At 76.2% G+C, this 24,637-nt stretch carries 33 protein-coding genes; 23 read left to right on the top strand and 10 right to left on the bottom strand.

All coding sequences use genetic code 11. The features are described from left to right. Nucleotides 1-206: 206 nt before the first annotated feature. Entirely contained in the window at nt 207-956 is a 750-nt protein-coding gene (locus tag EDC03_RS13735; RefSeq protein WP_199720258.1) for an SDR family oxidoreductase, read from the bottom strand. Nucleotides 957-1,025: 69 nt separating this feature from the next. Between EDC03_RS13735 and EDC03_RS13730 the strand changes: the two genes are divergently transcribed. The 5 genes from EDC03_RS13730 to EDC03_RS13710 all read left to right on the top strand — a co-directional run bounded on the left by EDC03_RS13730 (nt 1,026) and on the right by EDC03_RS13710 (nt 4,539). Beyond that, nucleotides 1,026-1,514: an SRPBCC family protein gene (locus EDC03_RS13730; RefSeq protein WP_123380817.1), complete on the top strand. Its 489-nt coding sequence runs from the start codon at nt 1,026-1,028 to the stop codon at nt 1,512-1,514. Then, complete coding sequence (locus EDC03_RS13725) at nt 1,511-2,149, top strand: hypothetical protein (RefSeq protein ID WP_199720257.1); 639 nt, start codon at nt 1,511-1,513, stop codon at nt 2,147-2,149. Before EDC03_RS13730 ends, EDC03_RS13725 begins: the two co-directional genes overlap by 4 nt. Continuing rightward, nucleotides 2,146-2,658, top strand: coding sequence for a GNAT family N-acetyltransferase (locus EDC03_RS13720; protein ID WP_123380816.1), 513 nt, complete (start codon nt 2,146-2,148; stop codon nt 2,656-2,658). The genes EDC03_RS13725 and EDC03_RS13720 overlap by 4 nt, the downstream gene beginning before the upstream one ends. Nucleotides 2,659-2,744: 86 nt before the next feature. Next, the gene (locus tag EDC03_RS13715) at nt 2,745-3,650 is read left to right on the top strand and encodes a sugar phosphate isomerase/epimerase family protein (RefSeq protein WP_123380815.1); all 906 of its coding nucleotides are present in this window, start codon (nt 2,745-2,747) and stop codon (nt 3,648-3,650) included. A 46-nt stretch (nt 3,651-3,696) separates the two neighbouring features. Next, nucleotides 3,697-4,539, top strand: coding sequence for a hypothetical protein (locus tag EDC03_RS13710; RefSeq protein ID WP_123380814.1), 843 nt, complete (start codon nt 3,697-3,699; stop codon nt 4,537-4,539). 129 nt (nt 4,540-4,668) lie between these two features. Here the strand turns inward: EDC03_RS13710 and EDC03_RS17920 are convergent, their stop codons facing one another. After that, complete coding sequence (locus EDC03_RS17920) at nt 4,669-4,845, bottom strand: hypothetical protein (RefSeq protein WP_199720256.1); 177 nt, start codon at nt 4,843-4,845, stop codon at nt 4,669-4,671. A gap of 143 nt (nt 4,846-4,988) precedes the next feature. Between EDC03_RS17920 and EDC03_RS13700 the strand changes: the two genes are divergently transcribed. The 5 genes from EDC03_RS13700 to EDC03_RS13680 all read left to right on the top strand — a co-directional run bounded on the left by EDC03_RS13700 (nt 4,989) and on the right by EDC03_RS13680 (nt 8,773). Beyond that, nucleotides 4,989-5,609, top strand: a complete 621-nt coding sequence (locus EDC03_RS13700) for a P-loop nucleotide/nucleoside kinase family protein (RefSeq protein ID WP_148058095.1) — start codon at nt 4,989-4,991, stop codon at nt 5,607-5,609. A gap of 9 nt (nt 5,610-5,618) precedes the next feature. Further along, nucleotides 5,619-5,834 carry a hypothetical protein gene (locus EDC03_RS13695; RefSeq protein WP_123380811.1) on the top strand — a complete coding sequence of 72 codons (216 nt, stop codon included), beginning with the start codon at nt 5,619-5,621 and terminating at the stop codon, nt 5,832-5,834. Between the two features lie 57 nt (nt 5,835-5,891). Then, complete coding sequence (locus EDC03_RS13690; protein ID WP_123380810.1) at nt 5,892-6,590, top strand: SDR family NAD(P)-dependent oxidoreductase; 699 nt, start codon at nt 5,892-5,894, stop codon at nt 6,588-6,590. A 47-nt stretch (nt 6,591-6,637) separates the two neighbouring features. Continuing rightward, nucleotides 6,638-7,216 (top strand): DinB family protein, encoded by a 579-nt coding sequence (locus EDC03_RS13685; protein ID WP_123380809.1) that lies wholly within the window; start codon nt 6,638-6,640, stop codon nt 7,214-7,216. A gap of 75 nt (nt 7,217-7,291) precedes the next feature. Then, nucleotides 7,292-8,773: an MFS transporter gene (locus EDC03_RS13680; protein ID WP_123380808.1), complete on the top strand. Its 1,482-nt coding sequence runs from the start codon at nt 7,292-7,294 to the stop codon at nt 8,771-8,773. A gap of 18 nt (nt 8,774-8,791) precedes the next feature. Here EDC03_RS13680 and EDC03_RS13675 read toward each other — a convergent pair whose 3' ends face one another. Next, nucleotides 8,792-9,316, bottom strand: a complete 525-nt coding sequence (locus EDC03_RS13675) for a MarR family winged helix-turn-helix transcriptional regulator (protein ID WP_123380807.1) — start codon at nt 9,314-9,316, stop codon at nt 8,792-8,794. A gap of 56 nt (nt 9,317-9,372) precedes the next feature. Here EDC03_RS13675 and EDC03_RS13670 point away from each other — a divergent pair, with 56 nt between their 5' ends. Genes EDC03_RS13670 through EDC03_RS13655 form a run of 4 tightly spaced genes read left to right on the top strand, consistent with a single transcriptional unit; the run spans nt 9,373 to nt 11,727 of the window. Continuing rightward, complete coding sequence (locus EDC03_RS13670) at nt 9,373-10,296, top strand: VOC family protein (protein ID WP_123380806.1); 924 nt, start codon at nt 9,373-9,375, stop codon at nt 10,294-10,296. Nucleotides 10,297-10,321: 25 nt separating this feature from the next. Beyond that, a complete protein-coding gene (locus tag EDC03_RS13665; protein WP_123380805.1) occupies nt 10,322-10,819 on the top strand; it encodes a GNAT family N-acetyltransferase in 498 nt (165 codons plus the stop codon). Nucleotides 10,820-10,852: 33 nt separating this feature from the next. Further along, nucleotides 10,853-11,263 carry a cytidine deaminase family protein gene (locus EDC03_RS13660; RefSeq protein WP_123380921.1) on the top strand — a complete coding sequence of 137 codons (411 nt, stop codon included), beginning with the start codon at nt 10,853-10,855 and terminating at the stop codon, nt 11,261-11,263. After that, nucleotides 11,260-11,727, top strand: coding sequence for a GNAT family N-acetyltransferase (locus EDC03_RS13655; RefSeq protein WP_199720255.1), 468 nt, complete (start codon nt 11,260-11,262; stop codon nt 11,725-11,727). Before EDC03_RS13660 ends, EDC03_RS13655 begins: the two co-directional genes overlap by 4 nt. On the opposite strand, the gene EDC03_RS13650 is transcribed toward EDC03_RS13655, so the two are convergent. The 3 genes from EDC03_RS13650 to EDC03_RS13640 all read right to left on the bottom strand — a co-directional run bounded on the left by EDC03_RS13650 (nt 11,715) and on the right by EDC03_RS13640 (nt 13,412). Further along, a complete protein-coding gene (locus tag EDC03_RS13650) occupies nt 11,715-12,149 on the bottom strand; it encodes an NUDIX domain-containing protein (RefSeq protein WP_123380804.1) in 435 nt (144 codons plus the stop codon). The genes EDC03_RS13655 and EDC03_RS13650 overlap by 13 nt on opposite strands. Nucleotides 12,150-12,260: 111 nt before the next feature. Continuing rightward, a complete protein-coding gene (locus EDC03_RS13645) occupies nt 12,261-12,851 on the bottom strand; it encodes a dihydrofolate reductase family protein (RefSeq protein WP_158674313.1) in 591 nt (196 codons plus the stop codon). Nucleotides 12,852-12,899: 48 nt separating this feature from the next. Continuing rightward, nucleotides 12,900-13,412, bottom strand: coding sequence for a MarR family winged helix-turn-helix transcriptional regulator (locus EDC03_RS13640; protein ID WP_123380802.1), 513 nt, complete (start codon nt 13,410-13,412; stop codon nt 12,900-12,902). Between the two features lie 71 nt (nt 13,413-13,483). On the opposite strand from EDC03_RS13640, the gene EDC03_RS13635 reads away from it, so the two are divergent. From EDC03_RS13635 to EDC03_RS13620, 4 genes are all read left to right on the top strand, one after another. After that, nucleotides 13,484-14,677: an FAD-dependent monooxygenase gene (locus tag EDC03_RS13635; protein WP_123380801.1), complete on the top strand. Its 1,194-nt coding sequence runs from the start codon at nt 13,484-13,486 to the stop codon at nt 14,675-14,677. Nucleotides 14,678-14,740: 63 nt separating this feature from the next. After that, on the top strand, nt 14,741-15,763 hold the full coding sequence (locus EDC03_RS13630) for an aminoglycoside phosphotransferase family protein (protein WP_123380800.1): 1,023 nt from the start codon (nt 14,741-14,743) through the stop codon (nt 15,761-15,763). A 77-nt stretch (nt 15,764-15,840) separates the two neighbouring features. Continuing rightward, nucleotides 15,841-16,623: a DUF427 domain-containing protein gene (locus tag EDC03_RS13625; RefSeq protein ID WP_123380799.1), complete on the top strand. Its 783-nt coding sequence runs from the start codon at nt 15,841-15,843 to the stop codon at nt 16,621-16,623. A gap of 16 nt (nt 16,624-16,639) precedes the next feature. After that, entirely contained in the window at nt 16,640-17,518 is an 879-nt protein-coding gene (locus EDC03_RS13620) for an aminoglycoside phosphotransferase family protein (RefSeq protein WP_123380798.1), read from the top strand. A 112-nt stretch (nt 17,519-17,630) separates the two neighbouring features. On the opposite strand, the gene EDC03_RS13615 is transcribed toward EDC03_RS13620, so the two are convergent. From EDC03_RS13615 to EDC03_RS13605, 3 genes are all read right to left on the bottom strand, one after another. After that, a complete protein-coding gene (locus tag EDC03_RS13615) occupies nt 17,631-18,083 on the bottom strand; it encodes a hypothetical protein (RefSeq protein ID WP_123380797.1) in 453 nt (150 codons plus the stop codon). Between the two features lie 47 nt (nt 18,084-18,130). Further along, complete coding sequence (locus EDC03_RS13610) at nt 18,131-18,415, bottom strand: hypothetical protein (RefSeq protein ID WP_123380796.1); 285 nt, start codon at nt 18,413-18,415, stop codon at nt 18,131-18,133. A 169-nt stretch (nt 18,416-18,584) separates the two neighbouring features. Next, entirely contained in the window at nt 18,585-19,031 is a 447-nt protein-coding gene (locus tag EDC03_RS13605) for a VOC family protein (protein ID WP_123380795.1), read from the bottom strand. A 90-nt stretch (nt 19,032-19,121) separates the two neighbouring features. Here EDC03_RS13605 and EDC03_RS13600 point away from each other — a divergent pair, with 90 nt between their 5' ends. From EDC03_RS13600 to EDC03_RS13590, 3 genes are read left to right on the top strand one after another with little or no spacing between them, the layout of a single operon-like run. Beyond that, a complete protein-coding gene (locus EDC03_RS13600; RefSeq protein WP_123380794.1) occupies nt 19,122-19,415 on the top strand; it encodes an antibiotic biosynthesis monooxygenase family protein in 294 nt (97 codons plus the stop codon). Beyond that, nucleotides 19,408-20,061: a class I SAM-dependent methyltransferase gene (locus EDC03_RS13595; protein WP_123380793.1), complete on the top strand. Its 654-nt coding sequence runs from the start codon at nt 19,408-19,410 to the stop codon at nt 20,059-20,061. The genes EDC03_RS13600 and EDC03_RS13595 overlap by 8 nt, the downstream gene beginning before the upstream one ends. Further along, nucleotides 20,058-20,768: a methyltransferase domain-containing protein gene (locus EDC03_RS13590; RefSeq protein ID WP_199720253.1), complete on the top strand. Its 711-nt coding sequence runs from the start codon at nt 20,058-20,060 to the stop codon at nt 20,766-20,768. The genes EDC03_RS13595 and EDC03_RS13590 overlap by 4 nt, the downstream gene beginning before the upstream one ends. Nucleotides 20,769-20,814: 46 nt before the next feature. On the opposite strand, the gene EDC03_RS13585 is transcribed toward EDC03_RS13590, so the two are convergent. Beyond that, nucleotides 20,815-21,540 (bottom strand): FadR/GntR family transcriptional regulator, encoded by a 726-nt coding sequence (locus EDC03_RS13585; protein WP_123380792.1) that lies wholly within the window; start codon nt 21,538-21,540, stop codon nt 20,815-20,817. A gap of 128 nt (nt 21,541-21,668) precedes the next feature. Between EDC03_RS13585 and EDC03_RS13580 the strand changes: the two genes are divergently transcribed. Further along, nucleotides 21,669-23,057, top strand: a complete 1,389-nt coding sequence (locus EDC03_RS13580; protein ID WP_123380791.1) for a GntP family permease — start codon at nt 21,669-21,671, stop codon at nt 23,055-23,057. Beyond that, nucleotides 23,054-24,610 (top strand): gluconokinase, encoded by a 1,557-nt coding sequence (locus tag EDC03_RS13575; protein ID WP_123380790.1) that lies wholly within the window; start codon nt 23,054-23,056, stop codon nt 24,608-24,610. Before EDC03_RS13580 ends, EDC03_RS13575 begins: the two co-directional genes overlap by 4 nt. The last annotated feature ends 27 nt before the right edge of the window (nt 24,611-24,637 follow it).

Raw genomic sequence — 24,637 nt, 5'->3', positions numbered from 1 at the left:
GGGGATGTCCTCCTGCGTGGTGCGGATGAGTCGAGGGCCCGACCGGTGCTCGGTCTTGAGCCGACTGCGCTCAACTCTGCGACGGGCTTCGGCGGGTGTCAAACCGGAGCGTTCGGGGTTGAGCCTGCCTGACTCAACTCACCCGGGTGGACGGGTGTTCCCGCCCACCGCGAGTCCGACGTCGGGCCCGGCCGAGCCCTCGGGCGTCACAGCCCCCCGGCCACCCGCAGCACCGCGCCCGTGACGTACGACGCCTCGTCGCCGAGCAGCCACGCGACGGCGGCGGCGACCTCGGGCGGTTCGCCCACCCGGCCGGCCGGGACCCGGTCGACGACGCGCTCGAGCCGGCCGGGGTCCCCGGCCGCGGCGTGGATGCTCGTGCGGACCATGCCGGGGGCGACGGCGTTGACCCGGACGCCCTGGTCGGCCAGCTCCTTCGCCAGCCCGACGACGAGGGCATCCACGCCCGCCTTCGCGGCGGCGTAGTGCACGTACTCGTGCGCCGAGCCGAGCGTCGCCGCGGCCGAGGACACCGCCACGACGGAGCCGCCGGCGCCACCGTAGGACGTCGACATGACCTGCGCCGCACGGCGGGCGCAGAGGACGACGCCGAGCAGGTTGACGTCGAGGACCCGGCGGACGACGTCGACCGGGGTGCAGGCGAGGTCGCCGAGGTGCGCCGTCAGCCCGGCGTTCGCCACGAGGCCCGTGACGGGGCCCAGGTCGGCGGCCGCGGCGAAGAGGGCGTCCACGTCGTCGGCGTCGACCACGTCGCCGCGCACCGCCACGGCCCGCACCCCCTCGGCCCGGACGGAGGCCAGGACCTCGGCCGCCGCGTCGTCGTCCCGGAGGTACCCGAGGGCGAGGTCGTGGCCGGCCCGGGCGAGGTGGAGGGCCGTGGCCGCGCCGATGCCCCGGCCGGCCCCCGTCACGACGGTCACGCCCCGCTGCGCCACGCCCGCAGCCTGGCACGGGGGCGGCGCGAGGTCCGTCGTCACGTCCCGCCGCGCTGCCACCATGGGGCGATGACGGCGCACGCGACCATCACCCGGGTCGTGCCCGCCACGGTCGAGGACACCTTCGACCTCGTCCACGACTACCCGCACCGCCTGGCGTGGGACACGTTGCTGCGCGAGGCCTTCACGGTCGACGACCGCCCGCCGGCGAAGGACGTCGAGGCCGTCTGCCGGGCCCGGTGGCACCTCGGCGGGCTCTCCTTCCGCACCCGCTACGTGACCTTCCGGCGTCCGGACCTCGCGGCGGTCGTCCTCGTCAGCAGCCCGCCCTTCTTCGCGACGTGGGCGGCGTCCATCCGCCACCGACCGCTCGAGCCGCTCGACGGCCGCCCGCGCAGCGAGGTCGTCTACACCCTGACCTTCACGGCCCGACCGGCCGCGCTGCGCCGGGTCGTGGAGCCGGTCGCCCTCGCCGCCTTCCGGTGGGAGACCCGGCGCCGGCTGCGCGCCCTCGCCGAGCACCTCGGCCGCCGGGATTCCGGGAGCGCCGCCCCGTGAGCGGCAGCGCCCGGGCGACGGGCACGGCTGCCACGCAGCGGGGCTGGTGGCTCGCCCTCGCCGCCACGGTCGCCCTCGCCCTGCTGTCGCTCGCCTCTAACGTGACGACGTCGGCCCAGCTCTCGGGCGACGCGGACGGGCTGCTCACCGCGCGATGGACCGTCAGCAAGCTGCTCAACGCGGGTGTCGCCTGGGCCGGCCTGCCCGTCCTCGCGGGCTGGCTCGTCCGCCGTCCGGGCCCCGCGGCCGCCGCCGGCGTCGCGGCCGCGGTCGGTGCGCTCGTCGTGCACTACGCCGTGGGCACGGCGCTCGGGGTCTTCGGCCCGGGCATCTGGACGTCCAACCTCCCCTGGTTCGTCGTCGCGGCGGTGACGGCCGGCCCGCTGGGCCTGGTGGGCGCCCTCGCCCGGCGACGCGGCCCGGTGGGCCTCCTCTGCCGCCTGGTCGTGCCCGTCGGGGCGGTGCTGGAGCCCGTCGTCACCGGCAGCCTGGCGCCGAGCCGCTTCCCGACCACGGCGCCCGACCGCGTCTCCGACGTCGTGAGCGGCGGCGTGCTGGTCGTCGTCGGCGCCGTCGCCGTCGTCGTCCGACGCGCCCGGGCCCGCTCCGTCCTCGACGACGGAGCGGCCGCGTGAGCGAGGTGGTCGTCGACCTCCCCCGCGACGAGGACGCCGAGGCGCTCGGGCGCATGCACCTCCGCTCGTGGCACGAGACCTACCCGAGCGCCGAGCACGGCGTCGACGCCGCGTGGGTGGACGCCCACGCGGGGTCGAAGGACTCCCCCGCGGCCGCCGCCGCCCGCCGGCGGTTCTTCGCGGCCCAGCGGTCGGACCCGGCGCGCACCTTCTACCGCGTCGCCCGCCGGGGCGGCGACGTCGTCGGCCTCGTCCACGCCACCCGGCCGGCGGAGGGGGACGCGGTCCTCGAGGCGCTCTACCTCCTGCGGGCGCACCAGGGCACCGGGGTCGCCGACCGGATGCTGGCCGCTGCCCTCGGATGGCTCGGGCCGCAGCCGATCTCGCTCGAGGTGGCGGCGTACAACGCCCGCGCCGTCGCGTTCTACCGCCGCCACGGCTTCCGGCCGACAGGGGCGACCTCCGTGGTGCTGGGCCTGCCCACGGTGGTGATGCGCCGCACCGGCTGATCGGCCGCCCCTCGACGACCCTTGTCCGTTTTGCCCACTTCTGCGTACTGTCCGTCAGAACCCACTTCCGACGGAGGGAGCGTGGCATGGGCGCCTCGCAGACCGGTCCGGCTCGACGACACCTGCTGCAGGGCCTGGGCGCCGCCGCGCTCCTGGCCGGGACCGCCGGGACGGCCGGTCCGGCCTCGGCCGCGGCCCGCCGCGGGGCCCGGCCGGTCCCGCCGGACCGCATCGGCTTCGGGCTCTACTCGATCCGCTCGATGCTCGCGGAGCAGCCGGAGGCCGTGCTCGAGCTCCTCGCGGAGGCCGGCTACGCCGAGATCGAGCCGGCCTACGACTACGGCGGCCTGAGCCCCAGCGCCTTCCGCGCCGCCACCGACGCCGTCGGGCTGCGCGTCGTCGGCAGCCACCACAACCCCGGCGACTTCCGCGGCGACCTCGCCGGACCGACCCTCGAGCGCGCGGCCGTCCTCGGCCAGCGGTACGTCGGCGTCTCCTACATGGACGGCGAGGAGACGCCGGACGGCTACCGCCGCATGGCGGAGGAGATGAACGGCTGGGGCGAGCTCGCCCGCTCGTACGGCCTCCGCTGGTACGCGCACCTGCACGACAACGAGTTCCGCACGGCCCCGGGCACGGGGCAGGTCCTCTTCGACATCTGGCTCGCGGAGACCGACCCGCGGCTCGTCGACTTCGAGCTGGACCTCTACTGGATCCTGCGCGCCGGCGTAGACCCCGGCCCCTACCTCGACGCCCACGAGCGCCGCTTCCCCCTGCTGCACCTCAAGGACGGTGTCCCGACCGAGGGCGTGGAGACCGACCTCGGCGACAGCTCCGTCGACTTCCCCGGGATCCTGGCGCACCTGCGGCACCCGGCCGCCCACCACTACGTCATCGAGCGCGACGAGCAGCCCGACCCGCCGCGGACCGCCCGGCGTTCCTACGACTACCTGCGCAGCCTGCGGGTCCGACCGCTGCCCCTGCCGCGATGACGCCGACCCCGGCCGCCGCCCGTCACGCCACCTCCCGGAGGACCCGATGAAGCGCTCCACCGCCGTCCTCGCCGGCGCCCTGCTCGCCGCGCCGGCGCTCCTCGCCCCCTCGGCCGCCGCGGCGGGCCTGCCCGCCCCGGCGACGTCCTGCGCGGACGTCGCCGACGGCAGCACGGTCGAGGGCGACCTCGTCGTCCGCGCCGGCACCGCCTGCGAGCTGGCCGACGTCGTCGTCACCGGCGCGACGCGGCTCGGCGAGGCGGCGGAGCTCTCGCTGACCGGCTCCACGCTCGGCGGCCGCGTCGCCGTCGGCCCCGACGCCGCGCTCGACCTCGTCGGCTCCACGGTCGAGGGTCGTCTCGTGCACCGCGGCTACTCCGTGACCGCGACCGGCAGCACCTTCGACGGCGCGGTGGTCGTGACCGCCGACGTCGAGCGCCCCGCGCTCCTCGTCGCCGAGGCGAGCACGGTCGGCGGCGACCTCCGCGCCGTCGGGGCGGAGGTCGTCCTCGAGGGCTCCCGGGTCGCGGGCGACGTCGTCACCGAGTCCGGCAGCTCCACCGACGTCGTCGACTCGGTCGTCCGCGGCGGCCTCCAGGTCCTCGGCAACGCGGCCGGCGCCCTCGTGTGCGAGTCGGAGGTCCACGGCGACGCCCTCCTCGGCGACAACGACCTCGGCGTCCAGCTCGGCCGCACCGGTCCCTTCGCGGAGTGCGACGGCCAGGGCGTCTGGGGCGGTGACGTCGTCGTCGAGGGCACGGACGGCGAGGTCCGGCTGGACGGCAACGTCGTCCGCGGCGACCTCGCGGGCGACGACAACGCGCCCGCGCCCACGGGGACGGCCAACCGCGTCCGCGGCGAGCTCCGCGGCCAGATGGCCGACCTCTGACCGTGCGACAGGCGTTGCTCCGCCCGGCCACGCGTCGGCGCAGGTCAACGCGGCGGCGACGCCCCGCCGGGCGAGCAACGCCTGTCGCACGGCGCCGGTGGCCTCCGCGGACGCGGCGAGGCGCCCGGCTCAGGGCGCGAAGAGCTCGAGGTGCTCGGGCGGGAAGTAGTCCTGCACCGCGGCGCCGACGCGCACGAGGTACAGGCCGCGCGAGGTGTCGAGGTGCACGACCGTCCCCACGCTCCCGGTCATGGCCGCGCCCTGGACGGTCACCTGCACGGTGTCGCCGATCGCGAAGTCCTCCACGCGCTCGCCCCCTGCTCGGGCCGCGCCCCGGCGGGTCCGGGACGTCCGGCCCCGCACGCTAGCGACGAGAAGTCCCTCGCGGCCGCCGCGCGTCGCGCCGTACGGTCGCCGCCACCGTCCGGCCGACCAGCCCGAGGACACCCGTGCCCGGCGACGACCCGCCCACCGCGTCCGCCGCCGTCGTCCTCCTGCTCGGCTACCCCGCAGCGGGCAAGCGGACGGTCGGCGGCCACGTCGCACGGCTCCTCGACGGCGTCCTCGTCGACGACCAGCTCGTCAACCGGCCCGTCCTCGAGGTGCTGCGCTGGGACGGCGTCGAGCCGCTGCCCCCGGGGACGTGGGACCGGGTCGCCCCCGTCAGGGCGGCCGTGCTCGACGCCGTCGAGCACCTCGCGCCGCGGACGCGGAGCTTCGTCATGACGAACGTCCTCGAGGACGACGACCACGGCGCCGCGGAGTACGACCGGCTCCGGGCGCTGGCCGGCCGCCGCGGCTCCCTCTTCCTCGCCGTCCTGCTCACGTGCGACGTCGACGTCCAGGTGGGCCGCACCGACACCCCTGACCGGGTCGCGCTCCGGAAGGGCTCGGACCCGGAGGGGTACCGGCGCTTCCGGGAGACCGTGCGGCTGCACCGGCCGCCGGAGGACGAGGTGCTGCACCTCGACACGACGACCACCCCACCGGAGGAGAACGCCCGGCTCGTCGTCGAGGAGCTGCGGCGGCGCGGTCTCCCGGCGCCCGTCGCGACGGCACCTCTCACCTAGCCTCGCGGCATGGCACCTGACGGAACCGGCATCGTCGTCCTGCTCCTCCTCGGCGTCGCCTACCTGGTCCTGCTGGCCCTCGGCCTCTTCGTCACCTACTGGATCATCCGCCTCGCCGTCCGGCACGGGTCCCTCGACGCCCGCCGGCGCTGGCGCGACGACGAGGAGCGCGTGCAGCGGCAGCTGCGCGCCGAGGGCTTCGGCTCGGCCGGCGGGCCGCAGTAGGTCTGCGCCGCAGCCCCTGCCGTGGCGGACGAGCGGCCCCGCGGGCACGGTGGGGAGATGACCGTCGTCGTCGTCACCGGGGCGTCCCGCGGCATGGGCACCCTCACCGCCCGCCGGCTCGCCGAGCAGGGGTGCACCGTCTTCGCCGGCGCACGCCGACCCGCGGCGGTCGCCGAGCAGCTCCGTCAGGAGCCCGTCGGCGGCGACCTGCGCCCCCTCGCCCTCGACGTCACCGACGACGCCTCGGTGGCCTCGGCCGCCCAGGAGGTCGAGGCGGCGGCGGGAGCTGTGGACGTCGTCGTCAACAACGCGGGCGTGGCCGGCACCTGGGCGGGCCCGGGCGACGTCGGCCCCGAGGACTTCCGCGAGGTCCTCGACGTCAACGTCCTCGGCCCCGTCCGCGTGACGCGCGCGTTCCTGCCGCTGCTGCTCCGGGCGGAGCGACCGCGGCTCGTCATGGTGTCGTCCGGCATGGGGTCCTTCGCCCACCAGACCGGCGACCCCGTCTACGCCGACATCGCCCACCTGCCCTACCCGGCGTCGAAGGCGGCGCTGGACATGCTCGTGGTCCAGTACGCCAAGGCGCTGCCGCAGGTGCTCGTCACGGCCGTCGACCCGGGCCTGACCGCCACCGACTTCACCGGTGGGGCCGGGCACACCGTGGCCGAGGGCGCCGCGCCGATCATCGCCGCGGCCCTCGACACCGTCGGCCCCAGCGGCCGCCTCGTCGACGCCGACGGGGCGGCGGGCTGGTAGCGGGGCGGACCACCCCGACCGGCCCTCGACGGTGCCACGCTGCCGAGATGGACGACCCCGCGAAGGACGAGCTCCACCACTACCTGCAGCAGGGCCGCGAGGCGGTGCTGTGGAAGCTCGACGGCCTCGACGAGCGCGACCTCCGCCGTCCGCTGACACCGACGGGCACGAACCTGCTCGGGCTCGTCAAGCACCTCGCCGGCGTGGAGTCCGGGTACCTCGGGCTCGTCTTCGGCCGACCCTTCCCGGAGCCGCTGCCCTGGGCGGAGGGGGACGCCGAGCCGAACGCCGACATGTGGGCGACGGCCGGGGAGTCCCGCGCCGACGTCGTCGACCTCTACCGGCGGGTGTGGGCGCACGGCGACGCCACCGTCGCGGCGCTCCCGCTGGACGCCCCCGGCGACGTCCCGTGGTGGCGCCCGGAGGCGCGCGCCGTGACCCTCCACCGGGTCCTCGCCCACCTCGTCGCGGAGACCCACCGGCACGCCGGGCACGCCGACGTCGTGCGCGAGCTCGTGGACGGCTCCACCGGCCACCGGCGCGAGCACTCGAACCTCCCCCAGGGCGACGCCGCCTGGTGGGCCGCCCACCGGCAGCGGCTGCAGGACGTCGCCGACCGCGCCTGACGGACCACCGCTCAGTCCGGGCGGCAGCGCCGGTCCACCCCTCGTCGGACCCGCACCGCCCGAGAGGACCCCGTCGTGAGCACCCCCGACCAGCCGTCGCCCCGGCTCGACCTGCGCTCCGGCACGCAGCGCGTGTTCGCCCACCTGCTCGTGAGCAATGCCGTCGTCGCCGTCATGAACTACACCGTCTGGTTCGCCGTGACCTTCTGGGTCTTCCTCGAGACGCAGTCGGTCTTCGCGACCGGGATGATCGCCGGGATCTTCCTCGTGGCCACGGCCGGGACGGGCATCTGGTTCGGCAGCCTCGTGGACCGCCACCACAAGCGGTCGGTCATGCAGGTCTCGGCGCTGGCGTCGACGGCCGTCTACGGCGTCTGCCTGGCGCTCTACCTGCTGACGCCGGACGCCGCCTTCCGCGACGTCGCCTCCTGGCAGCTGTGGGTCTTCGTCGTCCTGCTCATGGTCGGCGTCGTGGCCGGCAACCCCCGGTCCATCGCCCTGCCGACCCTCGTGACGCTGCTCGTGCCCGCCGACCGGCGCGACCGCGCCAACGGGCTCGTCGGCACGGTCACGGGCGCGTCGATGCTCGTCACCTCGGTCATCAGCGGCGTGCTCGTCGCCGCCGGCGGGATGCTCTACGTCCTCCTGCTCGCGCTGCTCGTCCTCGTCGTGTCGATGGCGCACCTCGCCCGGCTCGACGTCCCCGAGACCCGCGTGCTCACCACGGCCGAGGCGACGGCGGACCCGGCGCCCGAGGTACCGGCCGTCGGCGCGGAGGGCGGGACGGGCCCCGGCGCGGCCGCCGCCGCGGCGACCCCGACGTCGTCCGACGGCGTCGACCTCCGCGGCACCTGGCGGCTCGTCCGCGGCGTCCCGGGGCTGCTGCCGCTCATCGCCTTCAGCTGCTTCAACAACTTCATCGGCGGCGCCTTCATGGCGCTCATGGACGCCTACGGGCTCTCGCTCGTGTCGGTCCAGGTGTGGGGCCTCCTGTGGGGAGGGCTCAGCGCGCTGATGATCGTCGGAGGCCTCCTCGTCGCGCGGGTGGGCCTCGGGCGCAGGCCGGTGCGCCTGCTGCTGCTCGTCAACGCGGCCGCCTGGACCGCGACGATGCTCTTCCCCCTGGCCGCGTCGGTCGTCACGCTGACGGTCGCCATGGCGGTCTTCATGCTGCTCATGCCCTTCGCCGAGGCCGCCGAGCAGACCGTCCTCCAGCGCGTCGTGCCCTACGAGCGCCAGGGGCGGGTCTTCGGCTTCGCGCTCAGCGTCGAGCAGGCGGCGTCCCCGCTCACCGCCTTCCTGATCGGGCCGCTGACGCAGTTCGTCGTCGTGCCCTCCATGACCGGCTCGGGCGCGGGCGCCCTGGCCATCGGCGGCTGGTTCGGCACCGGGCAGGCGCGGGCCATCGCCCTGGTCTTCGTCGTCGTCGGCGCGGTGGGCCTGCTGGCGACGCTCGTGGCGCTCGCGAGCCCGCAGTACCGGGCGCTGTCCGCGTCCTACGCGCGGTCGGGCGGCGCAGCGGCTGCCCGCGAGGCACCGGCGGGATCGGCCGGCTGACGCCTCGCGCCGGTGCCCTCAGCCGTCGTACCGCCGGTACGTCACCGCCATCCCCCCGGTGGGGTCGAGCCGGTCGAGCAGGGCGTCGGTGATCTCGACGAGCTGCCCGAGCTGCTCGGGGGTCAGCGCGTCGACGACGTGGTGGCGGACGGCGGCGACGTGGCCCGGCGCCGCCCGCTCGGTCGTCGCCATGCCCTCGTCGGTCAGGGTCACGTCGGTGGCGCGGGCGTCGTCGTCGGCCTGCCGGCGCTCGAGGAGGCCCCGACCCTCCATCCGGCGCACGACGTTGGACAGCCGGGGCAGCGTCGCGTTCGTCTGCTGGGCCAGCGCGCTCATCCGTAGCGTGCGGCCCGGTGTCTCCGAGAGGATCGCGAGGACGAAGTACTCGAAGAGCGTGACTCCGCCGTCGCGGCGGAGCTGGCCGTCCAGCACGCCCGGCAGGACCTCCAGCACCGAGGCCACGCGGATCCACGCCGCCAGCTCACGCCGGTCCAGCCACTCGGTCGCCACGTCGTCCTCCTCGTTGGTTGTCGGCACAACCATACGGTGCTACCGTCGACCCAACAGTTCACGCAACAACCTCTGCCCGTGGAGACGCCATGACGACCCCCACGACGACCGCCACCGGTCGCGACGACGCCCTGCTCCTCCCCGGCGCGACGACGATGGACGCCGTCACCCTCCACGTCGCCGACCTGCCCGGCATGACGGCGTACTACCGCGACGCCCTCGGCCTCGAGGAGCTCGCCGGCGACGCCGCCCGCACCGCGACGGACCTCGGCGCCCCCGGTGCGGCGGCCGCCGACGTCAGCGTCCTCGGCCGTGGCCGCGACGCCCTCGTCGTCCTCGTCCACACCCCCGGCCTCCCCGCGCCGGCGCCCGGCCAGGCGGGCCTCTTCCACACGGCGCTCCTCTTCCCCGACCGCGCGGCGCTCGCGGACGTCGTCGCCCGGGCCGCGCGCCACCCGCGGTCGGCCTACGTGGGCTCGGCCGACCACCTCGTGTCGGAGGCCTTCTACTTCACCGACCCCGAGGGCAACGGCATCGAGCTCTACCGCGACCGCCCGCGCGAGGAGTGGGGGTGGCAGGACGGCCGCGTCCTCATGGACAACGCGCCGCTCGACCCGAACGCCTTCCTCCGCGACCACCTCGTCGAGCAGCCGCTCAGCGGCGCCGAGGTCGGCCACGTCCACCTCAAGGTCGGCGACGTCCCCACGGCCCGCGCCTTCTACGTCGACGCGCTGGGCTTCGAGGTCACCGCCGAGTGGAGCGGCGCGCTCTTCGTCTCCGCCGGCGGCTACCACCACCACATGGCCATGAACAGCTGGGGCAGCCGTGGCGCCGGCGCCCGTGCGGCGACCATCGGCCTCGGCCAGGTGTCGATCGTCGTGCCGACGGCGCAGGACGTCGACGCCCTGGCCGAGCGGCTCCGGCGTCACGACATCACCGCCCGCCACGACGGCCGCACGCTGCGCTTCGAGGACCCATGGAAGAGCCTGCTCGAGGTGAGCGCCGCCGGCTGACCGCGGGCGCTGCGACGCTGACGGCATGACGCTGCCCACCGAGCTGACGCTGCCCGGGCCCGCGGTCGTGCTGCGGCGTGCCACCGCGGACGACGTCGGGGCCGTGGTGCGGCTGCTCGCCGACGACCACCTCGGTGCGGGCCGCGAGCGGCTCGAGGGCGACGACGACCTCGCCGTCTACCTCGACGCCTTCGCCGCCGTCGACGCCGACCCAGCCCAGACCCTCGTCGTCGCCGAGCGCGACGGGGAGGTCGTCGCCACGCTCCAGCTCGGCGTCCTGCCCGGGCTGTCCCGGCGGGGCGCGCGGCGGGCGCAGGTCGAGGCGGTCAGGGTGCGGGAGGACCTGCGCGGCAGCGGTCTCGGGACGGCGATGCTGCGGTGGGTCGTCGTCGAGGCACGCGACCGGGGCTGCGCCGTCGTCCAGCTGACGACGGACGCCTCGCGCACCGACGCCCACCGCTTCTACGAGCGCCTCGGCTTCGTCGCGACGCACCGGGGCTACAAGCTCCCGATATCCGGCTGACCCGCCGGCCGGCGCCGTGCCACGGTGCGCGCCATGGACGTCGACCAGCGCGCCGACCTCGTCGCCGAGGCCGCCCGGGCCCTCGCCCCCCGCCGGCTCGGCGACCGCCTCGTCGGCGACGTCGCCGCCGTCGTCGTCACGGACCGGGGCGACCACTTCACGGGCGTCTGCATCGACACCGGCAGTGGGACCGGCTTCTGCGCCGAGGCCTCCGCGGTCGCGGCGATGGTGACGGCCGGGCAGCAGCGCATCACCGGCGTCGTCGCCGTGTGGCGGGACGACGACGGTCGCCTCCACGTCCTGCCGCCCTGCGGCCGCTGCCGGGAGTTCCTGCGCCAGATGCACCCCGACAACCTCGACGCCGTCGTCGTCCTCGCACGCGGGGCGTGGGCGCCGCTGCGCGAGCTGCTGCCGGCGCACGAGTGGCCGGAGCCGGAACGGTGAGCAGGCCGGCGCTGCGGCGGGCGAGGCCGGCGGACGCCCCCGCGCTGGCCGCCGTCCACCACCGGTCCCGCGAGGCGGCCATGCCGTGGCTGCCGGTGCTGCACACGCCGGTCGAGACCGAGGCGTGGTTCGGCGACGTCGTCCTGAGGTCGCAGGTCGTCACCGTGGCCGAGGAGCAGGGCCGGGTCCTGGGCCTGTCCGCGGTCGCGGACGGGTGGCTCGAGCAGCTGTACGTCGACCCCGACGCCCAGGGCCGAGGTCTGGGACGGGCGCTCCTCGACGCAGCGTGCGCGGCGCACCCCGACGGCCTGCGGCTGCACGTCTTCACGCGCAACGAGCGGGCCCGGGCGTTCTACGAGGCCGCGGGCTTCGTGCTGGTCGGGTCGGGCGACGGCGCGGCCACCGAGGAGCAGGAGCCGGACTGCACCTACGCCTGGCCGGGGGCCTCGGCTCAACGCAGGTGAGGCGGCGGCCTCCCGGACACGACGTCCGCGAGGACCGGCGCGTCGGGGGCGAAGAGGGGCGACGGCAGCCGGTCCGGGGCGAAGAATCCCACCTCGGTCACCTCGTCGTCGGGGGCGCCGACCCGCCGGAGGGCGACGGCGGTGACGACGACGCCGACGACGTGCCGGCGCGCGCCGTCGGGGTACCGGTGCACCTGGGTGGCCGGGTCGCTGTAGACGCCGAGCAGCCCGTCGACGCGCACCTCCCAGCCCGACTCCTCGCGGCACTCGCGGACGGCCGCCCGCGCCCACGTCTCGCCGGCCTCGACGCCGCCGCCGGGCAGGCCCCACGTCCCGTCGTCGCGACGGCGAACGAGGAGCACGCGCCCGTCCGCGTCCCGGGCGACCACGCCCGCCACCGGCCTCAGGACGACGTCGTCCACCCCGGCACCTCCTCGAGTGCGACCGCGCGGCACGAGTCCGACGTCGCGCACGCCCCCGGCGCGCCGACCGTGCCCTCACGTCGGACCCGGGACCGGACGTCGGACTCGCCGTCAGCGGGCAGCCCCCGTCGCGTCGTACCGCAGCCGCACCAGCTGCGAGCCGGGCAGGACCTCGGCGTCGAGCAGGCGCAGGCCGGCGGGCGGGCCCGCGTACAGCGAGGCGCCCTCCCCCACGACGCAGGCACCGACGAGGACGACGAGCTCGTCGACGAGCCCCTGCGCCAGGAAGGGGTTCCACGTCGTCGCGCTGCCGAACATCAGCAGGTCGCCCCCCTCGCCCTCCTTGAGCCGGGCGACCGCGGCCGGGCCGTCGTCGCGGCGCACCACGCGGGTCCGCGGCGCCCACGGCGCCCAGTCGTCCACGGCGAGCGAGTCGCTGACGACGAGGTTGTCGAGCGAGGTGACCCGCTCGGCGATGGCCCGGTCACGCCCGCCGGCGGACGGGTCGGCCGCGACGGCGGACCAGTGGGACCAGTTGTCGGGGAACCACCGGCCGCCGTAGACGAGCGTCCCCGCCCGCTGCAGCAGGGCGAGGTTGTGGTCGTCGAAGGCGTCCTCGAAGGGCATCCGCGACAGGTCGCCGCCCGCCCCGACGTAGCGGCCGTCGAGCGAGGTCAGCACCGAGACGACGAGCCTGCGCACGACCCGCAGGCTGCCGTGCCAGGCGCGCACGGACAAGACCCCGAGACCTCAGCCCTCCCGGTGCCGCAGCCGCTCGTTGCCCGCCGCCACGGCCCCGGACAGCCGCTCGAGGAAGTCGGCGACCACGCGCAGGTCCTCGGCCGACGCGGCCTGCACCGTCGCGGCCATCTCCCGCCCGGCGAAGGCCGTGAAGGCGCGGGCCCGCTCCCGCCCCTCGTCGCTGGGACGCAGGGTCACCCGCCGGCGGTCGGCGCTCTCGCGGCTGCGGACGACCATGCCGGCGCGCTCCAGCCGGTCGAGGAGCACCGTCGTCGCGCCCGTCGTCATGCCGAGGCGGCGCGAGAGCGCCTGCGGCGAGAGCGGTTCCCCGCCCTCGGCGGCCCAGACGACGTGGCCGAGCGCGTTCGCGTCGGACGTCGGCAGGCCCGCCCAGCGCCCGAGGTGGTGGTTCATCTCCGCCTGGCCCACCGTCCAGCCGCGCAGGGCCTCGAGCACCGCCAGGTCCTCCGGGCGCCACCGCTCGGTGAGCGGGTCGGCCGGCCCCGGACGCTCGTCGCTCATCCGGCGGGCTCCTTCACAATAAAGTAACTTGGCAGTGCAGTCATCATCCCACCGTAGAGGAGCGCCCACCCATGGAGCAGCAGCGTCGCCCGCGCACGGCCGTCGTCTCGGGAGCCAGCATCGCGGGGCTGTCCGTCGCCTTCTGGCTCCGCCGCACCGGGTGGGACGTCACCGTCCTCGAGCGGGCCGACGCGTTTCGCGACGGCGGGCAGAACGTCGACGTCCGCGGCGTCGCCCACGACGTGCTCGACCGCATGGGCCTGACCCCGGCCGTGAAGGCCCGCAACACCACCGAGACGGGCACCGTCCTCGTCGACGAGACCGGTCGCGTCACCGCCGACCTGCCGTCCGACGGCCCCGACGGCGCGACCGCGGAGCTCGAGGTGCTGCGGGGCGACCTCGCCCGCGTCCTCCTCGACGCCCTCCCCCACGGCGTCGACGTCCGCTACGGCCTCACCGTCGCGGCCGTGGACGACGACGCGGACGGCGTCACCGTGACGACGACCGCGGGCGACGCGCTGCGCGCCGACCTCCTCGTCGTCGCCGAGGGGGTGCGCTCGTCGACGCGTGACCTCGTCATGGGCGAGGAGGTGGACACCCACGAGCTCGGCATCACCATGGCCTTCGGGACCATCCCCCGCACGGCCTCCGACGACGACCGCTGGCGCTGGCTCACGACGACCGGTGGGCGGCAGGTGCACCTGCGGCCCGACCCCCACGGGACGACGCGCGCCATCCTCGCCGTCGCGCGCTCCGGCGGGCTCGTCGGCGTCGACCGCGACGAGGCCGTGCGCCGGCTGCGGGACGTCTTCGACGGCGTCGGCTGGGAGGCCCCCCGCGTCCTCGACGGGCTCGCGACGTCGGACGACGTCTACGTCGACGACCTGGCGCAGGTCCGCATGAGCACCTGGCACCGCGGCCACGTCGTCCTCGCGGGCGACGCCGGCTGGTGCGTGACGCCGATGGGCGGCGGCGGGGCCTCCCTGGCGCTGACGAGCGGCTACGTCCTCGCCGCCTCGCTGTCGACGGCCGCGACGACGGAGGACGCCCTGCGCGCCTACGAGGAGTGGATGCGACCGCTCGTCGACGACGTCCAGAAGCTGCCGCCCGGCATCCAGCACTTCGCCTACCCCGAGACGCGGCTCGGCCTCGCCGCCCGGCGCCTCGCCGACAAGGCCCTCTTCTCCGGACCGCTGCGGCCGCTCTTGGCGAAGATGACCGAGGTGGCGCAGACGGAGCGGCCGCTGCCCGCGATGAGCGCCTGAGCCTCCGCACGGGCGGCGGCATCGGTCCCGCCGCCCGTGCCGAGGCTCGGCGAGACTGCCCCCGTGGACGACGTCGAGGTGCTGCGCCACAACCCCGACAACGCGACGACGGTCGTCGTCGAGCGGGTCCGCACGGCGACCGGGACGCGGGTGCGCAAGGTGCTCCGCCGGGCAGGGGTCACGACGACGGCCCCCGCGCACTGGGCGTCGTCCGAGGACCCGGCGCACTGGAACTCCTGGCGCCGCGAGGCCGACGCCTACCGCGACCCCGCGTTGCGGGCGTCCCTCGCCGGCACCGGGCTGGCGATGCCGGTGGCCGACGTCGTCGAGCACCCCGACGGCGCCACGCTCGTGCTCGAGGACGTCGTCGGCACCCCCGGACCGGAGTTCACGCTCGACGACCACGTCGCCACCGCTGCCGCGCTCGGCCGCTGGCAGGGGCGTCCGACGCCACGGCCCGGGTGGGCGTCGCGGCGGTGGCTGCGGCAGTACTCGACGAGCCGGCCGGCCGACCTGTCCGTCGTCGACGACGACGCCGCCTGGGCCCGACCGCTGGTGCGGGACACCTGGCCGGACGGTCTCCGCGACGGCTGGCGGCACCTCCTCGCGCACCGGGGGCGGCTGCTCGACGCCGCCGAGGAGCTGCCGCGCACGCTGTGCCACCTCGACGCGTGGGCGAGCAACGCCGTCCGACGTCCGGGTGGCGAGGTCGTCCTCCTCGACTGGGCGTTCGCCGGCGACGGCGCCGTCGGAGAGGACCTCGGCAACTGGTTGCCGGACAACGTCTTCGACCTGTTCTGGCCGGCGGACCGGCTCGCGGAGGCCGAGGCGGCGTGCCTGCCGGCGTACCTGGCCGGTCTCCGGGAGAGCGGCTGGGCGGGCAGCGACGGGGACGCCCGGCTCGGCGTCCTCGTCTCCGCGGTGAAGTACACGTGGCTGCTGCCGCTGCTGCTGACGCGCGCGGCGGCCGCCGAGCACCGCGCCTACCACCGCCCGGCCGAGGCCCGGCACCTCTACCGCGAGCGCGGTGCCGCTCTGGCTCACCTGGCCGGCTGGGCCCGGGAAGCCGTCGACGCCGTGGGGTGAGGGCCGGGTCGGGGCTGTGGACGTGCGCTGACAGGGGGCGGGGCGCGGGGGCGCCGCCCACGCCGCACCATGGGCGCATGGCGACGAGGCAGCAGCAGGTCCTGGCGGACGCGACCGGCACCCTCCGGTTCGAGCCCCTCGGCAAGCGGGTCAGGGCGGCGCTGGCGGGCGGTGTCGTCGTGGACACGACGGGGTCCGTCGCGGTCTGGGAGCCGCGGCGGTTCCTCTGCCAGTACGCCGTCCCGGAGGGCGACGTCCGCGCCGAGCTCTCGCCCGCCCGCGACGCCGGCGCCGACGTCCCCGGCGACGGACTGCTCGGGCCGGACGTGCCCTTCACGGCCCACACGACGCCGGGGACGTCGCTCGACCTCAGCGCGGCCGGTGTCGTCCGGCCCGGGGCGGCCTTCCGGCCGGACGACCCCGACCTGGCCGGCCTCGTCCTGCTGGACTTCGACGCCCTCGGCCCGTGGTGGCACGAGGACGAGGAGAACGTCGGCCACCCGCGCGACCCCTTCCACCGCGTCGACACGCTGCCGAGCTCGCGGCGCGTCCGCGTGACGCTCGACGGCGAGGTGGTCGCCGAGAGCACGCGCCCGCTGGCGGTCTTCGAGACGCAGCTGCCCCCGCGCCTCTACCTGCCGCGGGCCGACGTCGTCGCGGACCTCGACCCCACGGGCACGCGGACGGCCTGCCCCTACAAGGGGTGGGCGTCGTACTGGACGGTGCGGACGGCGTCGGGCGCCGTCGCCGAGGAGGCCGCGTGGAGCTACGAGACCCCGCTCCACGACGTCGCCGCGGCCGCCGGGTACCTCTGCTTCGACGGCTCGCGGGTGGACGTCGTCGTCGACGCGCCGGCGTGACGGAGCCGCGGACGCCGTGATCCCCCGCTTCGAGGCGCCGCTCGTCCGGGCGCTCCTGAGGGACCAGCACCCGGACCTCGCCGACCTCCCCCTGCGCGAGGTCGACGGCGGCTGGGACAACCACGTGTGGCGGCTCGGCGACGACCTCGCCGTCCGCCTGCCGCGGACCTCCCGGGGACCGGGCCTCCTGCTCGCCGAGCAGACCTGGGTGCCGGTGCTGGCCGGGCTCCTCCCCCTGCCCGTCCCGGCGCCCGTGCGGGTCGGCCGTCCGTCCGAGCTCCTCGACCGGCCGTGGACCGTGGCGCGCTGGGTGACCGGGACGCCGGCCGACCTCGCGCCCCTCGGCGTGGTGGCGGCGGGCACGCTCGCCCGCGCCCTGCGCTGCCTGCACGTGCCGGCGCCCGAGGGCGCTCCGCGCAGCGACTCCCGAGGTGTCCCGCTGGCACGGGCCCTGCTGCCCGAGCACGTCCTCGACGAGGTCGTCGACGACGCGTCGAGAGCGCGTCTCGACGCGGTGTGGCGGGCCGCCCTGGCGGCGCCCGCCTGGGACGGCGCGCCGCGCTGGCTGCACGGCGACCTGCACCCCGCCAACGTCGTGGGCGACGAGCACGGCGACCTGGTCGGTCTGCTCGACTTCGGCGACCTCTGCGCCGGCGACCCGGCGACGGACCTGTCGGCGGCCTGGCTCCTCCTGCCCGACGGGGCCGCGGAGCCCTTCCTCGATGCCTACGGCGCTACCGACGGCGCTACCTCGGCGCGCGCCCGTGGGTGGGCGGTGCTCCGCGCGGTCGGCCTGCTCCAGATCGGGCGCGCGGGCCGGCTCGGGCTCGCGGGCGGGAAGCCGACCTGGGAGCCGGCCGGACGGGCGGCGCTGCGACGCGTTCTCGCCGTCTGACCCCGGGTCGGGCCACCCGGGCACCGCGACGGGACGCCCGGGCGGCGTTCCACCACCCCGTCGAGCGCCTCTGCACGAGAACCGCCGTGCACGGCGGTTCTCGTGCAGAGGCTCAGCCCGGCCGCGTCGCGGCCCGTCGGCGCCGGGCGGCGTCGACGGCGCCCGTGAGGCCGAGGACCGCCGCCGTGACGACGAAGAGCCCGAAGGGGTGGAGGAAGGCGAGGACCTCCAGGCCGTCGCCCCACCCCGTCGCGCGGTACCGGGCGACGACGAGGGCCGCGACGACGACGTGCGGCACGACGAGCGCCGCTCCGGTGACGACGTAGCCGGCGTACCCGGCGCGGGCGCGCCACAGCAGGACGGCGGCGGGGACGACGAGCACGTAGGCGAGCCACCACCACGCCGTGACGAAGGTCGTGTCGTAGGTGTACTGGTCGAGGCGGGTGACGCCCGGCGCCGTCACGAGCGCGAGGACGCCGACCACCACGGACGCCGCACCGACCGCCACCGCCACGCCGCCGGGCAGGCGGCGGGCGACCGGGCGGGTGCTCTGCTCGAGGGCCATGCGCGATGGTGGCAGCGGCGGCGACGCGGCGCCCCCGCTCCCGCAGATCAGGCGACGCGCGCCGACGACCCGGACGACCCCGTGCCGCGGGAGGGCTCGTCCGCGGCGTCGTCGTCCTCACCGCTGCCGGGCGACCAGTAGACGGTCACCGTCCACCACGGCCCGTCGGCGGTCATGTCGGAGGAGACGGTGAGGTCCATGACGTCCATCGGCGCGATCCCCTCCTCCTCCATGAGGTCCGCCACCCGCCGCAGCAGGAGCGGGAGGTCGGTGGCGCCGTCGCCCTCCGGGTTGCTGAGGCTGACGTGCCGGCAGGTCCACTGCTCGTCCATGGGCCCCATCCTCGACGACGCTCGCGACGGTGCTCGGTCGAGTCCGACGCACGACATGATCCCGCCGGCCCGGACCTTGCCGTTCGTCGGACTCGACGGGCGACGAGGCGAGCGGCGTCCGTCGGACGGGCCCCGCCGCGGTCAGGGCCGCAGGGGGGCATCGACGGTCTCAGCCGTCGCCGTCCACCACCGGCGCGTGGCAGACCGCCTCGACGTTGACGCCCTCGGGGTCGCGGACGAAGGCGCCGTAGTAGTCGGCGTGGTACTCGGCGTGGTACTCGGCCCAGACGCCCGGCGGGCGGAGCGTCGTCCCGCCCGCGGCGAGCGCGGCGGCGTGGAAGGCGTCGACGGTCGCCCAGTCGTCGGCCGTGAAGGCGACGTGGGTGTCCTCGTCGTAGGCGTAGTCGTCGCGGCCGCCCTCGACGAGCCAGAAGAAGGGCTTGGGGTGGACGCCGAAGGCGTGCATCGCCTTCTGCTGCGCCGCCGGCGTCGCGGGGACGGCGATGAGCGTGACGATGTCGAGCGGCGCGAGGGCCGCCTCGTAGAAGGCGACGGCCCGCGGCAGGTCGCGGACCGGCAGGTTGAGGTGGTCGAGGCGCGAGCCGGCGAGGTCCATGGCCGGGGGATGACGCCCGCGCCGCCCCGGCGGGGCCGTCGGACGGCCCGGGTCCGCCGCGGACGCCGTCACCGCTGCCACCCTCGGCCCATGGTCCTCGAGCACGCGCTCCTGCCCGTCGTCGCCGGGCGGGAGGAGGCCTTCGAGGCCGCCTTCGCCGCGGCCAGGCCGTTGATCGCCGCGACGCCCGGCTTCCGCCGGCTGCAGCTGTCGCGCGGCGTCGAGCGACCGGGCACCCACCTGCTGCTCGTGGAGTGGGAGCGGGTCGAGGACCACACCGAGGGGTTCCGCGGCTCGGACCGCTACGAGGAGTGGCGCCGGCTCCTGCACCACGTCGAAGAGCCGGTCCCGGCCGACCACTACACGGAGGTGCTCGGTGCCTGAGCCGACGCACCTCGCCGCCGTCCGCGACGGGTACGACGCCGTCGCGGCCGACTACGCACGCCTCGTCGTCGGCGTGGACGCCGAGCAGGGGCCCGAGCGCGCGGTTCTCGAACTCTTCGTCGACCTGCTCCGCGCGGACGGAACCCCGGGCCCGGTCGTCGACGTCGGCTGCGGCACGGGACGTCTCACCGCCTACCTGCACGACCGCGGGCTGGACGCCTCGGGCGTCGACCTCTCCCCCGGGATGCTCCGCGAGGCCCGCGCCGCGCACCCGCACCTGCGGTTCGCCGTGGGCGACGTGCTGGCGCTCGACCTCACGGACGCCTCCTGCGCCGGCGCCGCGTCCTGGTACTCGCTGCTGCACCTGCCGCCCGACCATCTGCCCCGCGCGGTGGGCGAGCTCGGGCGCGTCCTGCGCCCGGGCGGCCTGCTGCTGCTGGGCTTCCACGTCGGCCGGGGCCACCGCATCATCTCGGGCGCCTACGGCCCGCCGGTCGACATCGAGGCGTGGGACATGACGCTCGAGGACGCCGTCGACCTCGCCGTCGGCGCGGGCCTCGAGGTCCACACCCGGCTGCAGCGCCGCCCGCTCGGCCGCGAGCGCCGCGACCAGGCCGCGCTCCTGTGCCGGAGGCCGACGCCGTGAGCGGCTTCGGCGACTACCTCGTCAGCTCGCGCGACCTCGAGGAGTACCGCGCGATGCTGGCCCTCGACGACGCCGACCTCGCGGGCAGCGTGCTCGACTGCCCCGGCGGCGGGGCCAGCTTCACCGCGTCCGCCTGCGCCCTCGGGGCGGACGCCCGCGCCGTCGACCCCGTGTACGCCGTCTCGGCGGACGAGCTCGAGGCCCGGCTCGGCGCAGAGCTCGAGCGTGGGCGGGCCTGGGCGGCGGGCCGCGCCGACGCCTACGTCTGGGACCTGCACGGCGACCCCGACGCGCTGACCCGCCGTCGCGCCGCCTCCGCCGCCCGCTTCGTGGCCCACCGCCGCGCGGAGCCCGGGCGGTACGTGGCGGCGTCGCTGCCCCACCTGCCCTTCGCGGCCGCGAGCGCGGACCTCGTCGTGTCCTCGCACCTGCTCTTCACGTACGCCGACCGCCTCGACCGGGCGGCCCACCTCGCCGCGCTGCTCGAGATGGCGCGCGTCGCCCGCCGCGAGGTCCGCGTGTACCCGCTCGTCGACGTCGCCGGCCGCCCGCTCGACGAGCTCCTCGCCCGGCTGCGCCGGGACCTGGCCGCGCGCGGCCTGGCGACGGAGGTCCGGGAGGTCGCCCACGAGTTCCAGCGCGGCGCCCGCCACCTGCTCGCGGTGGACGCCACGGGCCCGGCGGCGGAGGTCGGTGCGCCGACCTGACGGCAGACCGTCAGGTCGACGCACCGACCCCGTCCCCGCGCGCCGCTCAGCCCGTCGTCGGGAACGCCGCGGTCATCGCGGCCATGGACTCCCGGACGACCTCGCGCATGACCCGCTCGGCGGTCTCGGCGTCGCCCGCGGTGACCGCCTCGGCGATCTGCCAGTGGTGCCGCACCGCCTCGGCCTCGGGGACCGCCGGCATGAGGTGGTGGTGGGTCCGCGCGGACAGCACCTCCTGCACCATCTCGGCCATCGCCGCGAACGCCTCGTTGCCCGACGCAAGGAGCAGCGTCCGGTGGAAGACGCTGTCGTGGCCGAGGTAGGCCTCGAGGTCGGGGACGCGCGCGGACGTCGTCATCCCGACGACGGCCTCGGTGAGGGCGCCGCACTGCTCGGCGGTGGCCCGTCGCGCGGCCAGGCCCGCCGCCACCGGCTCCACGGCCAGACGGACCTCGGACAACGCCAGCAGCTGGGCGGCGCGCTGCGAGCCCGCGAGCCGCCACCGGACGATGAGCGGGTCGAGGACGTTCCACCGCGACGCCGGCAGCACCGTGATGCCGACCCGCCGACGGCTGTCGACGACGTGCATCGCCTCGAGCACCTTGACGACCTCGCGGACCACCGTGCGCGAGACGCCGTACCGCTCCGCCAACCGCTCCAGCGAGTGCACGCTGCCCGCGGGCACGGCACCCTCGACGACGTCGCGCCCCACCCGGTGCAGCACGGCGTCGTGCAGACCGCGCGCGGCGGGACCCGCCGCCTCCTCGCTCACGCACTTACCCTCCCGCACGCCGAGGCGTACGTCATTCGACGGTCTCGTTGCTTATTAGTAGTACCAATCTCTACAGTGCCGCCCGCACGACACCGCCGTCTGCCTCGACCGACCTGGGGAGCCCCACCGTGGAGACCATCGAGCCGGCCTACAGCGCCGGGCCACTGCTCGGCATCGCCGCGGGCGCCGTCGCCCTGCTGCTGCTGCTCATCATCCGTTTCAAGCTGCACGCCTTCGTGGCGCTCGTGCTCGTCAGCGCGCTGACGGCCATCGCGACGCGCATACCGCCGGCCGACCTCGTCGCCACCCTGACGTCGGGCTTCGGCAGCACGCTCGCCAGCGTCGCCCTGCTCGTCGGGTTCGGCGTCATGATCGGGCGGCTGCTCGAGGTGACCGGCGGCGCCCAGGTGCTCGCCGACACCCTCGTCGGCCGCTTCGGCGAGAAGCGGGCGCCCTTCGCCCTCGGCGTCGCGTCCCTGCTCTTCGGCTTCCCGATCTTCTTCGACGCCGGCTTCGTCGTCTTCCTGCCGATCATCCTCTCGGTGGCCCGCCGCTTCGGCGGCTCGACGCTCACCTACGCGCTCCCCTCGGCCGGCGCCTTCGCCGTCATGCACGGGTTCGTCCCGCCGCACCCCGGCCCGGTCGCCGCGGCCGAGCTGCTCGGCGCCAACGTCGGCCTGCTGGTGCTCGTCGGCGTCGCCGTCGCCCTGCCCACCTGGTACGTCGCGTCCTACCTCTTCGGGCAGTACGCCGGGCGCCGGCACGACATCCCGCTGCCCGCGGAGTGGGCGTCGGGCGCCATGGAGGACCGCACCGACGGCCCCGACGCCCCCGCGCCCCGCTTCGGCATCGTCCTCACGCTGCTCCTGCTGCCGCTGCTGCTGATCTTCCTCAACACCGGCATCAGCGCCGTGGCCTCCGCCACCGACCTCGACGGCGAGCAGTCGTGGGTCGGCTGGCTGCAGGTCGTCGGCAGCACGCCCGTCGCCCTCCTCATCACCGTGCTCGTCGCGATGGTCGTCCTCGGCCGCGGCCGCTACTCGGCCGGCGAGGTCGAGAAGCTCGTCAACGACTCCCTCGGCCCCATCTGCTCCGTCGTCCTCATCACGGGCGCCGGCGGCATGTTCGGCGGGGTCCTGCGCGCCAGCGGCATCGGCGACGCGCTGGCCGGCAGCCTCGAGGCCATCGGCCTGCCCGTCATCGTGGCCGCGTTCATCGTCTCGACGCTGCTCCGCGTCGCGCAGGGCTCGGCCACCGTGGCGCTGACCACGACGGCCGGCCTCATCGCCCCCACCGTCGCGGCGGCGGACCTCAGCGCCCTCGGCATCTGCTTCGTCGTCATCGCCATCGCCTGCGGCGCCACCGTGCTGTCGCACGTCAACGACTCGGGCTTCTGGCTCGTCGGCCGCTTCCTCGGCATGGATGTTCCCACCACGTTGCGCACCTGGACGGTCATGGAGACGCTCATCGGCGTGGTCGGCTTCGCCATCGTCCTCGTCCTGAGCCTCGTGCTGTGACGCCCGACGACGCCGGGGCCGGCCCCCGGGCCACGCGCGGCACGCCGGTCGTCCTCGGCGTCGACCTGGGGACGACGGCCACGAAGGTCGTCGCCTTCACGACCGACGGCTCGCTCGTGGCCTCGGCGTCCTCGGGCTACCCGCTCGAGGAGCCGCACCCCGGCCACGCGGTCCAGGACCCGGCCGCCGTCCTGGCCGCCGTCGTCGAGGCCCTGCGCGAGGTGACGGCCGAGGTCGGCGCCGACCGCGTGGCGGGCCTGTCCTTCAGCACGGCGCTGCACAGCCTCGTGGGCCTGTCGCCCACCGGGGAGCCGCTGACGCCCCTCGTCACGTGGGCCGACACCCGCGCCGGCGCCCAGGCGGAGCGGCTCCGGGCGAGCCCGACCGGCCTGGCCCTGCACCGCCGCACCGGCACCCCGCTGCACCCGATGTCGCCGCTGCCGAAGCTCGTCTGGTTCCGCGAGCAGGAGCCCGCGCTCTGCGAGCAGGTGGGCTTCTGGGTGGGCGTCAAGGAGCACGTGCTCTGGTACCTCTGCGGGGCGCTCGTCACCGACCACTCGACGGCGTCAGCGACCGGCCTCATGGACCTCGCCACGCTGCGCTGGGACGACGAGGCGCTGGCCCTCGCCGGCCTCCTGCCCGAGCAGCTGCCCGAGCTCGTGGCGACGACGCACGTCCGGCACGGCATCACCGCCGCCGCCGCCGCGGCGACCGGCCTGCCCGAGGACGTGCCCGTCGTCGTCGGGGCCGGCGACGGCCCCCTGGCCAACCTCGGCCTCGGGGCGGTGCGGCCCGGCGTCGCGGCCATCTCCATCGGCACGAGCGGGGCGCTGCGCGTCTCGGTCGAGCACCCGGCCGTCGACCCGTTGGGGCGGGTGTTCTGCTACGCCCTCACCGAGGACCGCTGGGTCGTCGGCGGCGCCATCAACAACGGCGGCGCGGTGCTCGAGTGGGCCGGCGACAGCCTGGCGCCCGACCTCGGGGAGGACTCGCAGGAGGCCCTGCTCGACCTGGCCGCGACGGTGCCGGCCGGCTCGGGCGGTCTCGTCATGCTCCCGTACCTGCTGTCCGAGCGGGCCCCCCACTGGAGCTCGTTGCCCCGCGGCGCGTACGTCGGGCTGACCCGGGCGCACCGCCGCGAGCACCTCGTCCGGGCGGCGGTCGAGGGCGTGTGCCTGCAGCTGGCGACGGTCCTGCACTCGATGCGGGCCGCCGGCCTGGAGATCCGCGAGCTGCGCGCCACGGGCGGCTTCGCCCGCAGCGCGCTGTGGCGGCAGGTGCTCGCCGACGCGCTCGGCATGCCCATCGGCTTCGCGCCATCCGACGAGGGCTCCGGCTTCGGGGCCGCCCTCCTCGGCATGGAGGCGCTGGGGCTCATCGCGTCCGTCGACGTCGCGGCGGACCTCGTCGCCATCGACGACGTCGTCCGCCCCCGGCCGGCCGAGCAGGCGGTCTACGCCTCGCTGCTCCCGGTCTTCGCCGAGATGTACGAGGCCCTCGTGCCGACGTACACCTCGCTGCGGCGGCTCGCGCCGTCCCTGCCGCTGGCCTGACGGGCCGCCTCCCTCCCTCCCGGGCCT

It is taken from the genome of Pseudokineococcus lusitanus, from assembly GCF_003751265.1.
GTDB lineage: Bacteria > Actinomycetota > Actinomycetes > Actinomycetales > Quadrisphaeraceae > Pseudokineococcus > Pseudokineococcus lusitanus.
Note: the sequence above shows the minus strand (reverse complement) of the source record. Positions and strands in the feature narration are given on the sequence as shown.

What these genes read in the sequence shown, in the direction of transcription:
- EDC03_RS13665 (WP_123380805.1), top strand. Translation starts at nt 10,322, where the DNA reads ATGACGCTGCCCACCGAGCTGACGCTGCCCGGGCCCGCGGTCGTGCTG.
- EDC03_RS13615 (WP_123380797.1), bottom strand. Translation starts at nt 18,083, where the DNA reads ATGGCCCTCGAGCAGAGCACCCGCCCGGTCGCCCGCCGCCTGCCCGGC.
- EDC03_RS13600 (WP_123380794.1), top strand. Translation starts at nt 19,122, where the DNA reads ATGGTCCTCGAGCACGCGCTCCTGCCCGTCGTCGCCGGGCGGGAGGAG.
- EDC03_RS13710 (WP_123380814.1), top strand. Translation starts at nt 3,697, where the DNA reads ATGAAGCGCTCCACCGCCGTCCTCGCCGGCGCCCTGCTCGCCGCGCCG.
- EDC03_RS13675 (WP_123380807.1), bottom strand. Translation starts at nt 9,316, where the DNA reads ATGGTTGTGCCGACAACCAACGAGGAGGACGACGTGGCGACCGAGTGG.
- EDC03_RS13695 (WP_123380811.1), top strand. Translation starts at nt 5,619, where the DNA reads ATGGCACCTGACGGAACCGGCATCGTCGTCCTGCTCCTCCTCGGCGTC.
- EDC03_RS13640 (WP_123380802.1), bottom strand. Translation starts at nt 13,412, where the DNA reads ATGAGCGACGAGCGTCCGGGGCCGGCCGACCCGCTCACCGAGCGGTGG.
- EDC03_RS13715 (WP_123380815.1), top strand. Translation starts at nt 2,745, where the DNA reads ATGGGCGCCTCGCAGACCGGTCCGGCTCGACGACACCTGCTGCAGGGC.
- EDC03_RS13610 (WP_123380796.1), bottom strand. Translation starts at nt 18,415, where the DNA reads ATGGACGAGCAGTGGACCTGCCGGCACGTCAGCCTCAGCAACCCGGAG.
- EDC03_RS13635 (WP_123380801.1), top strand. Translation starts at nt 13,484, where the DNA reads ATGGAGCAGCAGCGTCGCCCGCGCACGGCCGTCGTCTCGGGAGCCAGC.
- EDC03_RS13730 (WP_123380817.1), top strand. Translation starts at nt 1,026, where the DNA reads ATGACGGCGCACGCGACCATCACCCGGGTCGTGCCCGCCACGGTCGAG.
- EDC03_RS13690 (WP_123380810.1), top strand. Translation starts at nt 5,892, where the DNA reads ATGACCGTCGTCGTCGTCACCGGGGCGTCCCGCGGCATGGGCACCCTC.
- EDC03_RS13605 (WP_123380795.1), bottom strand. Translation starts at nt 19,031, where the DNA reads ATGGACCTCGCCGGCTCGCGCCTCGACCACCTCAACCTGCCGGTCCGC.
- EDC03_RS13625 (WP_123380799.1), top strand. Translation starts at nt 15,841, where the DNA reads ATGGCGACGAGGCAGCAGCAGGTCCTGGCGGACGCGACCGGCACCCTC.
- EDC03_RS13670 (WP_123380806.1), top strand. Translation starts at nt 9,373, where the DNA reads ATGACGACCCCCACGACGACCGCCACCGGTCGCGACGACGCCCTGCTC.
- EDC03_RS13685 (WP_123380809.1), top strand. Translation starts at nt 6,638, where the DNA reads ATGGACGACCCCGCGAAGGACGAGCTCCACCACTACCTGCAGCAGGGC.
- EDC03_RS13660 (WP_123380921.1), top strand. Translation starts at nt 10,853, where the DNA reads ATGGACGTCGACCAGCGCGCCGACCTCGTCGCCGAGGCCGCCCGGGCC.